General features: G+C 41.2%; 10 protein-coding genes and 1 pseudogene. 5 read left to right on the forward strand and 6 right to left on the reverse strand.

Translation table 11 applies throughout. From position 1 onward, the window contains the following. Nucleotides 1-452: 452 nt before the first annotated feature. From DP116_RS08360 to DP116_RS08375, 4 genes are all read left to right on the forward strand, one after another. Nucleotides 453-1,586 (forward strand): RpoD/SigA family RNA polymerase sigma factor, encoded by a 1,134-nt coding sequence (locus DP116_RS08360; RefSeq protein WP_169154749.1) that lies wholly within the window; start codon nt 453-455, stop codon nt 1,584-1,586. Nucleotides 1,587-1,793: 207 nt separating this feature from the next. Then, the gene (locus tag DP116_RS08365) at nt 1,794-3,905 is read left to right on the forward strand and encodes a TonB-dependent receptor plug domain-containing protein (protein WP_169154750.1); all 2,112 of its coding nucleotides are present in this window, start codon (nt 1,794-1,796) and stop codon (nt 3,903-3,905) included. A gap of 429 nt (nt 3,906-4,334) precedes the next feature. After that, entirely contained in the window at nt 4,335-4,631 is a 297-nt protein-coding gene (locus DP116_RS08370) for a hypothetical protein (RefSeq protein ID WP_169154751.1), read from the forward strand. A gap of 748 nt (nt 4,632-5,379) precedes the next feature. Further along, nucleotides 5,380-5,658: a hypothetical protein gene (locus DP116_RS08375; protein ID WP_169154752.1), complete on the forward strand. Its 279-nt coding sequence runs from the start codon at nt 5,380-5,382 to the stop codon at nt 5,656-5,658. 1 nt (nt 5,659) lies between these two features. Here the strand turns inward: DP116_RS08375 and truB are convergent, their stop codons facing one another. The 5 genes from truB to DP116_RS08400 form a co-directional block, all read right to left on the reverse strand. Beyond that, the gene (gene truB / locus DP116_RS08380; protein ID WP_169154753.1) at nt 5,660-6,559 is read right to left on the reverse strand and encodes a tRNA pseudouridine(55) synthase TruB; all 900 of its coding nucleotides are present in this window, start codon (nt 6,557-6,559) and stop codon (nt 5,660-5,662) included. 187 nt (nt 6,560-6,746) lie between these two features. Then, nucleotides 6,747-7,664 carry a DMT family transporter gene (locus DP116_RS08385; RefSeq protein WP_169154754.1) on the reverse strand — a complete coding sequence of 306 codons (918 nt, stop codon included), beginning with the start codon at nt 7,662-7,664 and terminating at the stop codon, nt 6,747-6,749. A gap of 69 nt (nt 7,665-7,733) precedes the next feature. After that, entirely contained in the window at nt 7,734-8,906 is a 1,173-nt protein-coding gene (locus DP116_RS08390) for a GNAT family N-acetyltransferase (protein WP_169154755.1), read from the reverse strand. A 103-nt stretch (nt 8,907-9,009) separates the two neighbouring features. Then, the gene (locus DP116_RS08395; RefSeq protein WP_169154756.1) at nt 9,010-9,594 is read right to left on the reverse strand and encodes a GNAT family N-acetyltransferase; all 585 of its coding nucleotides are present in this window, start codon (nt 9,592-9,594) and stop codon (nt 9,010-9,012) included. 19 nt (nt 9,595-9,613) lie between these two features. Next, complete coding sequence (locus DP116_RS08400) at nt 9,614-10,387, reverse strand: amino acid ABC transporter ATP-binding protein (RefSeq protein ID WP_169154757.1); 774 nt, start codon at nt 10,385-10,387, stop codon at nt 9,614-9,616. A gap of 208 nt (nt 10,388-10,595) precedes the next feature. Between DP116_RS08400 and DP116_RS30700 the strand changes: the two are divergent. Further along, a pseudogene (locus DP116_RS30700) lies at nt 10,596-12,300 on the forward strand (ABC transporter permease subunit). Between the two features lie 39 nt (nt 12,301-12,339). Here DP116_RS30700 and DP116_RS08415 read toward each other — a convergent pair. After that, complete coding sequence (locus tag DP116_RS08415) at nt 12,340-12,510, reverse strand: hypothetical protein (protein ID WP_169154760.1); 171 nt, start codon at nt 12,508-12,510, stop codon at nt 12,340-12,342. Nucleotides 12,511-12,596: the final 86 nt, after the last annotated feature.

Below are 12,596 nucleotides of genomic sequence, written 5' to 3' on the forward strand. Positions count from 1 at the left end.
AAAAAATTAGCAAGATATGTGTTATTAGCCTGAAGAAAATGTTAATGGATGCAACTACCAAGATTAGTTAAGAACTGTATCTATCTGTAACCAACAGATGAAATCAACTGAGGTTTAAGTGTTAAGAATGAAGTATGAACCAACCCCAAAAATAAAAAATTAAGGGGCTTGTGTGAGAGTGTTCCCTATTTGATCGTACTTCTACCTTGATCCCAGCTTATGGTAAGTATTGACATTTTTTTGAAAGTCATCCGCTTAATACACTTTTACCAAAGCGTGAGCTTCCGGTGATCACAGATAGATACTGATGTTCAGAATCACACAACTTCTGGGCAAATATTTGTATCTTGTCAGAGGCGGGTGCTTTGATCTTTGAGGAAAATTAACAAGCTTCGCCAGAGTAGCTGTCATTAATTATGTACCAAACAGAGCAATAATCTCTGAGGGAAACTATGAATATAGCTGAATTGGGAACAATGGAGACAATGGGAAGTGCTGCTGATAATGAAGAATTATTTATTACTTTAGATGCAGTAGCAGAGGATGAGTCCCTAGTTGTTGTAGAAAATATAGAAGCCGAAGACCGCGATGGAGATCAGATGGCGGCGGCGCGTCCTTCGGGATATAATAAAACCGAGTATGACGATGCTGTCGGCGCGTTTTTTAAAGAAATGGCTCGCTATCCGTTGCTAAAGCCAGATGAAGAGGTGGAATTAGCGCGTAGAGTCCGGTTTATAGAGGAAATTAGGGAATTACAAGCTTCGTTACTTGAAAAGCTGGAAAATCAACCGAGTAAGGAAACTGTCGCTTCTCACATAGGAATGACAGAAAAACAACTGGAACATCGCTTGTATCAAGGGCGGGTTGCAAAACGTAAAATGATCCGCTCAAATTTACGGTTGGTTGTCTCTATTGCTAAACGATATTTAAATAGGGGAGTTCCTTTTCTGGACTTAATTCAAGAAGGGGCGATGGGGTTAAATCGTGCGACCGAAAAATTTGACCCCGATAAAGGATATAAGTTTTCTACTTATGCCTATTGGTGGATAAGACAAGCAATTACGCGGGCAATAGCTAATGATGCGCGGACAATTCGCTTGCCAATTCATATTGTTGAAAAACTTAACAAACTGAAAAAAGCGCAACGAGAACTCAAACAGAGACTAGGGCGCAACCCATCCGAACAGGAAATGGCAGATGCTTTGGATGTTCCCGCCCAACAACTACGCCAGCTACAACAACTACGACGACAAGCACTGTCCCTCAACCATCGTGTTGGTAAAGAAGAAGACACAGAATTGATGGATTTGCTAGAAGATGAAGATAACCTTTCTCCAGAGGCGAAAATGAATGAAAGCATGATGCGCCAGGAGATTTGGGAAGTCTTAGGAGACGTACTTACACCACGGGAAAAAGATGTCATCTCTCTGAGGTATGGTTTGATTACCAGTGAACCCTGTACCTTGGAAGAAGTTGGTACTATGTTCAATCTTTCCCGCGAGCGAGTACGACAAATTCAAAGCAAAGCCATGCGAAAGTTACGACGCCCTCACATAGCCAAACGCTTAAAGGGCTGGCTGGTGTAATCAAATGAGGGAGTTATTTCTCCCCCAGCCCCCCAGCCTCCCAACACGCAAGAAATTTCTTATCCGAACCCTATTCCACAGCCTCCTGATTCCCCACACCCTAAACGAAGTTTGACAGCTTGTCTTTTGACAAGTTGTCTTACTAATCGTAAGTTGACAAAACTGCTACTAAAGTTTTTGTCAAAGTTGGGTGCTGTGAGGTAGAAAATGAAATTTAGTTTCCTTATTTTTCAAGTCATATTAATTAACTTTGCTTTAGCTCCTGTCACATTTGCACAAGAAAAGAATTTCGAGCAAAAAAAGACTTCTATCAAAAAGACATCAGAAATCCCATACTTGAGTGAGATAGAAAAACCATACACCAGTGCAGAATTACTCACTCAAACACCAATTCCATCGAACAAGCCACAAACCACTGATAACCCAGAACCAAATTCCACAACAAATGAGTCAGAACCAAAAGTTGAAGATGACGGCGCAATTATTATAGATGTGACAGGGAAGAAAGATGACCTTCCTCAGTCTACCCCTACATATGTTATTGAAAAAGAGGAAATTGAAAAACAAGGTGCGACAAGTGTATCTGATGTGTTGAAAAAATTGCCGGGATTTGCAATCAATGACTCAGGTCATGGTGCAGATATTCACACAGGTACATATTATCGGGGAGCCTCGATTAACCAGTCTGTATTTCTTATTAATGGTAGAGCTATTAATACTAATGTCAACACTTATCATGGTGCAACAGATTTAAATAGTATTCCTGTGGAAGCTATTGAACGAATAGAATTGTATAGTGGTGCAGCTTCCACTCTCTATGGATCCTCAGCTTTTGGAGGAGTGGTTAATATCATCACCAAAGAAGGTAGCAGGGTTCCTCGCTTAAATGCAACTGCAGAATTTGGCGATTTGAATTTCAATAACCAACAATTAAGCTATGGAGGCGCAACTGGCTCTTTAAGATATAATCTCAGCTTTGAAAGGTCTTTTATTGATAACCGTTACCGCGTTCCTGTTGGTGCAGCCAATCGTGATTCTCAAGGATATTTCTTTAATGCAGATACAGCTACCAGCACATACTTTGGTAGTCTTGCCTTTGATGTCGATCCTAGAAATACTTTAAGCCTAGATGTGACTACACTTAGCAGTCGTCGGGGATTAATTTATTTTGGCTTTCCTTTACAAAGAGACCGACTAGACCACGATAATTTAAATATTGGCTTTTCTTGGAAGACTCGCCTTGGTAATGGTAACAATTCTGTTGTGACAACGACACTCGGTTATAACCAAGATTACTTCAACACTTACGGTCCCAGCAGCCAATTCTACCGTACAGGAACTTTAGATACACAATTATATACAGCTAGGATAGACCATGTGTGGCAACTCACTCCAAATTATAAATTGCGCTGGGGATTAGATTTACAAAACACAGAGTTAAATGGTGATGTGTTGAGTACAGTTCCTAATCGAATTGCCTTGAATCAAGATGAAAGCGAGAGTTTGTTGAACACCGCATTATTTGCCGTTAATACTTTGAATATCACCGATAATTTTCAGGTAGATTTAGGCTTAAGACAAAGCTTTGATAGCAAATTTGGTAATTATCTCAATCCGAGTGTGGGATTTAAATATGATATTGCTCCTGCTTTGGCTGTGCGAGGAAGTTGGGCAGATGGACAACGCAATCCTGGTTTAGATCAGTTGTATATTTATGATACGGTACATGGATGGCTTCCTAACCCTGATTTAAAACCCGAAACTGGCTCATCTTGGACTGCAGGAGTTGATGTCAGGTTTGCTGAAGATTTAACAGGACAGTTTACCTACTTCGGGAGTAGTTTAGATAATCGTTTAGGAGTTATACAAGGAAAATGGGCGAATATTGGGCTAGTTGATACCAATGGTTTTGAGGCGGCGCTACGGTGGAAAGTTGCTTCAGGATGGTCAACTTTTATCAATTACACATATACAGATGCAAAAATAAAAACAGGCTCAGAAAAAGATTTGCAGTTAGGCTTGATTCCCTACTCTATCGCTTCTGCTGGTATTGGTTATGAAAATAGAGGTTGGCAGGCAAATTTGTATGCTACTTACTATGGTGGCGCTCGTCGAGCCATATACACAAGAGTTGGAGATACAGCTACAGATTTTTCGCCCTCTTTCTTTAATTTGGATTTTAGCGCTCGCGTTCCTGTTACGAAAAATTTGGGGTTGACAGTTTATTTAGAGAATTTACTCGATGAACAATACGAGCGAGTCAATCGTATTTATAGCCCTGGATTTACTTTTCGCTTGGGTTTAACAGCTAATATTTAGAGATGGCGTCTATAGCAATCCAGAGTACTAACTTGAAAATAGGGAACAGGGAACAGGGAACAGGGAACAGGGAACAGGGAATAGGTGTTTTCATCTTTGGTTGTGATATCATGTCCGGCTAATTAGTTGTGATTTCCACGTTAACTGGACCCCACACGCCAGATCCCTACGGAGGGAAACCCTCCTGCAGGACTGGCTCCCCTTAATCCCCTCCCCGCAAGCGGGGAGGGGAGGTAAAGCGCAGCTTTACCGGGGTGGGGTTCTTAGGGTGATGATAAGTATTTAACCGGACTTGATATGATATTTTCTCGTGATTGACTGATTTGAAAATTAACTTCTATTCAGATGCTCGACTTCTCGCGAGAAGTTGGGCATCTTGTTTTTTCACGAATCATTTAGGACTGCTATATTTAAGTTAAAATCGCAGTTATGAGAGCAAAAATTGAAAACGATGTGCTTTTTCTTCACCACGAAGATGTGCCAGAGTATAAAAAAGGCGGTTCTGTGGTGAGAAATAGCTATTTCTGGGCGTTGCGTTCAATCGCTGGAAAAGCTTCGCGTTATGGTGATTGGGAATATGAGCCTGAGGTTTGGTTCGCATTGACGCGGATGCTGTTATCCTTTGCTGAGTCTGGCTATCTGGGGTTAAAACAAACTGTGCTGGAGTTCCCTCTGTCTCAAGGGGAAATTCCTGATGTGCTGCGAGATGTTTCTACGTGGGAATAGGATAAAACTAGAGGCTGAACTTCAGAAAATTTATTTCCAACCTGAGCTTGGAAATGAGGAGAATGTACCAAGCTTTACAAAGAAACTGAATATTAAATTCATTCCAAAGTATAGATAATAAGGGTGCAAAACTAGCTACGCTAGTTTTGCACCCTTGCAAAAAAATTAATCTACTGAGGAGTTATAGTTATCCAAAAGTTTGACATTTTCAAATACCTGATGTGCTGCGGGATGTTTATAGGTGGGAATAGGATAAAACTAAAGGCGGAACTTCAGAATATTTATTTCCAACCTGAGTCTGGAAATGAGGAAAACGTAGCAACGTATACAGAGATAGATGTTTAGGGGGCAAAACTAGCTACGCTAGTTTTGCCCCCTCGCAAAAAAATTAGTCCGTTGGAGAGTTGTGGTTACGTCAAAAGTTTGTTTTTTTTGAAGAAGGTTTATGACTGAAACTAAGGGTGTAGGGGTGAAGGGGTATAGGGGTGTAGGTGAGGAGAAAAGTAATCGCAAATTATTTTCTTTCTCTTACACCCTTACACCCTTACCCCCCTAGTTCTTGACTTTGAGGCAAACGGATACTATAGAAATTCATCTCCAAAATTAGCCTAGGAACGAGGAGAATGTAGCACCATTTACAAAGAAACTTAATATTCAATTCATTCTCAAGGATAGATGTTTAGGGTGCAAAACTAGCTACGCTAGTTTTGCACCCTCGCAAAAAAAATTAATTTTGTGGAGAATAATAATGCATAAAACCTCTGAAGAATACAATGAGTTCACTGAAAAATACTGTGAGTTTATTGAAGAGTACGATAAATTTTTACAGAATTATGAACACTCTTCACGACTTGTTGCAGTCATGAAAACTTCAAACCAGCAAAAGACTGAAGTCGGTGTATTATATGATAAAGCTCTACAAGCACACATAGATACTACAAATACATACATACAAACAGTCGCAATATATAGGCAGTTAGTTCAGAAATGGCTTTTGATGACAAAATCCTGTTACAAGGGTGAATAATTTAGATAGACTCGAACACCATTTCAGGAACGAGTAGCTGCTCGTTATCTAAATTTCCCAGTTTACCTATTCCCAAAAAACGCTCATCTTCATCGTAAATTCGTAAGATTTTTGGTGAGATTTCTAAAACATTGAAAGTTATAGGAATACGTTGACCTTGACACCATTTCTGTGCTGATGTTGGTGGTAAGGTGATAGAACCAAGATGCTGTAGTGGTGCATCAGGAAGAAGAGGTTGAAATGTCCCAGCTTGCACCTTCGCTTCTAAGTCGGTCAACGTGAGGCTATTTGCTAAGTCAAATCCACTGCTTTGTGTTCGTGTTAAAGCAGCGAGAGTTCCACCAGTTTGTAAGATTGTACCTAAGTCACGGGCGATCGCCCGAATATATGTACCCGCACCACAGGCGATCGCCACATCCAATTCCGGAAACTCCTCTTCTCGCCAGTCCAAAACTTCGATTTTAAAAACCTCCACTATCCGCGCAGGTACTTCTACATCTTCTCCTTTGCGTGCCAAGTCGTACAGGCGTTTTCCTTGAACTTGAATGGCGCTGTAAATTGGAGGAATTTGTTCAATTTTGCCAACAAATTGTTGCAATACTGGTTCTATCACTTCTAAACTCAACCCAGTGCAAGGTTGTGAGGCGATGATTTCGCCTTGCAAATCATCGGTTGTTGTACGCACACCCAAGCGAATTGTGGCTTTGTAAGCTTTTTCTCCTGGAAGATATTGTAATAAGCGAGTTGCTTTTCCAAGGGCGATGGGTAATACTCCTGTTGCTGCAGGATCTAAAGTTCCAGCATGTCCGACTCGCTTGAGACGCAGAAATTTGCGTGTCTTTGCGACACAGTCATGGGAAGTCCAACCGAATGATTTGTTGAGATTGAGGAAACCTTGCATATGAGTTCTGAATTTTGATTTCTTTTTAAATCATTACTATGTTTTATATCAAGTTCGCCTAATTCTTACAATAAAAAACCTCACCCCCATCCCCTCTCCTTACTAAGGAGAGGGGTGCCCAGAGGGCGGGGTGAGGTTCTTCGTTTTTTAGAAAAAATTTTAAAGCATCGAAAGGAGTAAGTTCAGATTAACGAGTTTTTCCTAAAGCAACAGTGACTGAACCTGTGACAACTAAAACGGCTCCTATGATTCCTAAAAAGGAAATATTTTCCGGTAATATGAGAGTTGGTATTATGACTGATACGAGCCAAACTGAGATTAAAGTGACAATAGGAGCTAATGCCAAAACTGCACTAACGCGTGATGCTTCCCAATGTTCTAAAGATTCAGCAAAGGCACCATAAGCAATGAGAGTATTGAAAGCACAAAAAAGTAACACACCCAAATGGAAAAGATTGAGTTGAAAAATTGCTTTTGGGTTAGCAAATGGAGTGAATAATAAAGCACATCCTGCATAAAGAATGAGCATGATGCTAAAAGAAGATAAAGATTGCAACAACTGCTTTTGTGCCAAAGCATAAAAAGTCCAAGTTACTGCACCTACCACAACCAAACCACTACCCAGAAGATATTGACCATGAGCGGTAACTAAATTTTTTAATTGTTCGTGAAAAAAGAGAGTGAATCCTATAACAAGAATCCCTACACCACACCACTGAAGCAGAGTATAGCGTTCTCTAAAAAGAAATAAACCACCAAAACCCATGAGTAAGGGAGCTATCTGAATAATAACTTCAGCGTTAGCAGGTGCAGTCAGTGCTAAACCTTGCGTGAAAAGAATATAGTTAGCTGCTAAGCCAAGAATAGCAATTGCTAGCAACACCCAAGAAGTAGAACGCAATTTTAAGAGCCGGGGTAATTTTTTTTGCCATCCTAAATAAATAGCTAACAAGACAAACGATATCAAAAAACGAAACCAAATAAGGGTGTAGACATCAAGTACTTGCAGAGTGACTGCTAAGGCAATAGGTAGAATTCCCCACAAAAAAACGGTCACTAACGATAATGCTAACCCCAAACGCCAGCGACCGGAAGTTGTATGCATGTTAGTTATGAGTTATGAGTCATTAGTCATGAGTCATTAGTCAAAAAAGAAATGACTAATAACTAATTTTTAAAAAAAATCAGCCATCCAAGGGGATGCGCCTGCAAATATTTGAGTAGCTGCAAACCTTGCTGTTTCTGTAGCATCAAGTTGTCCTGCAAGTTGCAATTGTTGCGGAGTAAATAAGCCTGTGTAGAGAGGTGCTAATCCTCTAATATCTAGCTTCATTTCGCCTTTTCCTCCACTGGTAACTTCACCGCGTCCATTGGCAACAGACAAAATAAATCTACCATTATTTTCAGCGAGCAAGTCATCTTGGATTTCCAGGTGCAATTCTGCTTGAATTCCTAGTGGATAACCACGCTTTTCTAGCGCTTTGACGACATCAACCACGCGCAGCATCCAATAGCTAGTAGCTTTTTGCTTAGCGGTTTGCTCTGGTAATAGTAAAGTTAGAGACTCTGTAGCAGAACCTTTCCATCGCACATTTTTAATTTGGGAGCGATGTAGGCCAAGAAAACTCCAAAAACTTTGTGCAGCAGCCGTTGTGAGAACCGCCCAATCTCTGACTCGTATAAAAGAGCCATCCTGATCTTGGTGCTGGCTGAAGATGATGTACCCTTGGGGTTGTTCTGCACGACCAATAAGATAGGTGTAAATTGCTTCCTTCTCATGTGGTTTAAATATACCCTGCCAAATACCTTGATGTCGGTCTAAGAATCCATTATTGAGTCTTGCATGTTGCTGATAGAGTTCATAAAAGATTTCATGATCAGCTCTAACAGCGATAACAGGTAGTGGCTGTTCCTTGACTAAGATGCTTTGAGTAGGAACTTCCCAAGTAGAAGAGATACCCCCCTGTTCATACCCTGCTTTTCGGTATAGGCGTTGAGTCGCTGGATAGAGAGTAGAGATGGGTACTCCCTTGGCGTAGAGTTCTTTAACAGCGTGCTGCATCATAACTAATGCAGCTCCACTTCCACGATGTTCCGGACCAATCCCTACTGCAGCTATTCCCGCCATAGGTACACGTTCACCACCCCACCACTGAGCCATTGGGATAGTCGCTAGTCCACCAGCAACTTGCTCACCTGCACGAATAACACGGAAGTTTTCTAAACCTATGCGGTTGAAGAAAATTTCGCTCTCACCTGGCGACATGAGAAAACACTGCTCAAGGATATTCCCCAGCTGCTGAATGTCCTCTTTGACAACTTGGCTGTACTCAAATTTTGGCGTCATAGTGTACACCCCCTAACACGGCTAGACTACAAATATACTACAATAACAGTCGTGTTAGCGCCTCACCCAAAAGGTTTACCCAAATAGGGGAAGTTTTTTGGCTTTAAGTTTCTTTTAAAGCCCTCCAATCTTTTCTTTCTATTGCCAATAAGTTTTCTTCCACCCATTTGCCATGCTTCTGAAAACCTTGTGGGATATAACAAACAAATTTCATCCCAATTCTTTTTAAGACTTTCTCGCTACCCGTATTCCATAGGGCGTGATAAGCTTCAATGCGTTCTGCTTCTAAAACTGTAAAACCGAACTCGACAATAGCTCTAGCCGCCTCTGTCATATAACCTTGACGTTGATATTCTGGGTGTGTCCAAAACCCAAGATTCCAAACGCCTTCTACTTCGTTATGTTTTCTGATAGAAATTCTGCCGAGAAATGTACTCGTATAAACACATGTAATTGTGAATGTATATGCTAAACCAAAATCCCAAGCTTGAAGATTTCGTTGAAGGGGTTCGTGAAGTTCTTCGATAGATTGTGGAGCTTCCCAAAGCATACCATCATTAAACCCCTGGAATCGTGTAGCGGAAAATACGTGTGGAATATCTTGTTCACAGACGCATCTCAAAATACAGCGTTCAGTATTAATTCGGTATGTCTTTGGTATTCTCATGTGTTCAAACAGGAGCTTCATTTTTTCTTTACAAGCAATCTTAACCTGTAATATCCAACCCCTTACCATTCAGACGACTAAGAAAAGCACGTAAGCGATCGCTCTCTGGATGAGAAAGAACTTTGCAAGCCTTACCTTGTTCTACCACAATACCTTGATCCAAAAAGAAAACTTGATGTGCTACTTCACAGGCAAATTGCATTTCATGAGTGACAACAACCATCGTCATACCCTCTGCTGCTAACTGCTGCATGACTTGCAACACTTCACCCACAAGTTCCGGATCTAGGGCGCTGGTTGGTTCATCAAAAAGCATCACTTGGGGGTTCATACACAAACTACGGGCAATAGCGACTCGTTGCTTTTGTCCTCCGGAAAGTTGTTCTGGATATGCAGATGCTTTGTCAAAAAGTCCAACTTTTTCGAGATAAAGTCCTGCCAATTGTGTACTTTCTTTCGCTGACTTCCCCAGCACTTGACGCGGTGCAAGTGTAAGATTTTCTAGTACGCTTAAATGAGGAAACAGGTTAAATTGTTGGAAAACCATGCCGACTTGTGTTCGCAGTTGCCGTAGTTGCCTGTTGCTAAAATTCGGTTGCGATAGGTTAATATCGTTGACTAGTAAACGCCCAGAATCTATTGTTTCCAAGCGGTTGAAGCAGCGGAGCAAAGTACTTTTACCACAACCAGAAGCACCAATGACTGCTACGACTTCTCCTCGTTTGATTTCACCGCTAATTCCCTTGAGAACTTTTAGGGAACCATAACTTTTCTCAATGTTTTCAAAGATAATTGCAGAGGAGGAATTGTTCATTTTCTATGTTTCTTGAACTACAGATGATTCTAGCTAAACACTCTGATACAAGAAAACATAAAAGTTATGCTAGTACATATTTGAAGATATTTAGTTACGTTCTGGAAATTCATTGTCCGCTTCTGTAGTACCTTGAAATGTACTTCTTTAAAAATATCGTATCTGTTAACAATTATTTATTTGGGAAAAAACCATGTTCGAGCCAAAAATGACGCGCTCGCATTTCATTAAACATTTCTTAACTGGTTTCGCTGCGACTGTGATTTTGTCAGCGTGTGATAACTCAGCCAGCAATACTAGCAGTTCCTTATCGGGGAATTCGCAAACAGCTACAGCCGGAAAAACAATTAAAGTTGCCACAGAACCTGCTTTTCCGCCGTTTGAGTCCAAAAGTTCGGGAAATGAACTCGTAGGCTTTGACATTGATCTGATCAAAGCAGCGGGACAAGCCGGTGGATTAACGATTGAGTTCCAAAGTCTGCCTTTTGATGGTATAATACCAGCACTTCAAGCAAATACTATTGATGCTGCTATCAGTTCAATTACCATCACCCCAGAACGTGCTCAAGCAGTATCTTTTTCTCGACCATATTTTAGGGCTGGGTTGGCGATCGCAATCCGCCAAGACAACACAACTATCACCAACCTAGATAGTCTCAAAGGCAAGAAAATTGCTGCCCAAATTGGGACAACCGGATCTAAAAAAGCCAAAAGCATCTCTGGTGCTCAAGTGCGGGAATTCGACTCTGCCCCTTTAGCTTTGCAAGAATTGGCAAATGGTAATGTGGATGCTGTTGTTAACGATGCTCCTGTGACAATAGAAGCTATCAAGAGTGGTAACATCAAAGGTCTAAAGGTAGTTGGTCAACTTATCACTGAAGAATACTATGGTATTGCCCTACCGAAAAACTCTCCCAACCTCAACGCCATTAACACAGCTCTTGCAAAGATAATTTCAGACGGTACCTATGCTCAAATTTATAAGAAGTGGTTCAATGCAGAACCGCCACAACTACCAGAAACTGTTCCAGGTTCTAGCTCTTGAGGATGAGGGAGTGAGGAGGGCAGAGAGAGAGAGAGAGAGAGAGAGAGGAGCAGAGGAGCAGAGGAGCAGGGAGCAGCGAGCAGGGGAGAATAATCTTTGACTGTTGAGTGTTGACAGTCCTGACGAGTTAACTTTATTTGTACCAACTTAGTTAACAATGATTCAGAGTTTAACTATCATTCTCAACGCCCTACCAAATTTACTTCTTGGTGCTGTCGTCACACTTGAGATTACCGCGCTTTCTGTTGTTTTTGGCATGATTGGCGGTTCGTTGATAGGAATTGCCCGACTTTCGCCAATTTTACTCTTGCGCTTTTGCACTCGCGCTTATGTTGATTTTTTTCGCGGTACGCCTCTGCTTGTGCAGATTTTTATGATTTACTTTGGTTTACCAGCACTAGCTCAAAGCATTGGCATACCTCTGCGTTTTGACCGTTTACTTGCTGCTGTGGTTGCTTTGAGCCTCAACTCTGCTGCATATATAGGTGAAATTGTTCGTGCTGGAATTCAATCTATTGAACCAGGACAAGCCGAAGCCGCAAACTCGCTGGGTATGAGTGGAGTACAAACCATGCGCTACATCATCTTTCCCCAAGCGTTGCGTCGTATGATTCCACCACTCGGAAATGAATTTATCTCCCTGCTTAAAGATACCAGTCTCGTGTCAGTTATTGGGTTCGAGGAATTATTACGACGTGGTCAATTAATTGTAGCTGACACTTATCGTGCTTTCGAGATTTACACTGCAGTTGCGTTGGTTTATCTGGTTCTCACCTTAGCTTCATCCCAATTTTTCTCTCGTCTAGAAGTTTGGATGAACCCAATCAAGCGTCAGAAAGCGAGCCAAAAAAAATTGAGTTCACCATAAGTCATCTTTGGGCTATTATTGACAGTCGTCGATTCGTTTTTAATTTTCCAACACACCTGCTTCCTTCTCTATTCTGTCTAAAGCCCTCTTAGCTTTCAACACAACTCGCAAATAGGCTACCTGATTACTCCAAGCCAAGCGAGGTAACAGGGGTGCTTGAGAGTCTACCTGAGTTTGGGAGTTAGTAATAGTTGTATTTTCTTCAGACATAAAAATTGGCGGTGGAAATCTAGTTTTCTTTATTTTGAACTTTGAGATTGCGTCGCAACGCTTGCAACGCTACGCGATTTTGAATT

It is taken from the genome of Brasilonema bromeliae SPC951 (assembly GCF_012912135.1).
In the GTDB taxonomy this organism is placed as follows: Bacteria; Cyanobacteriota; Cyanobacteriia; order Cyanobacteriales; family Nostocaceae; genus Brasilonema; species Brasilonema bromeliae.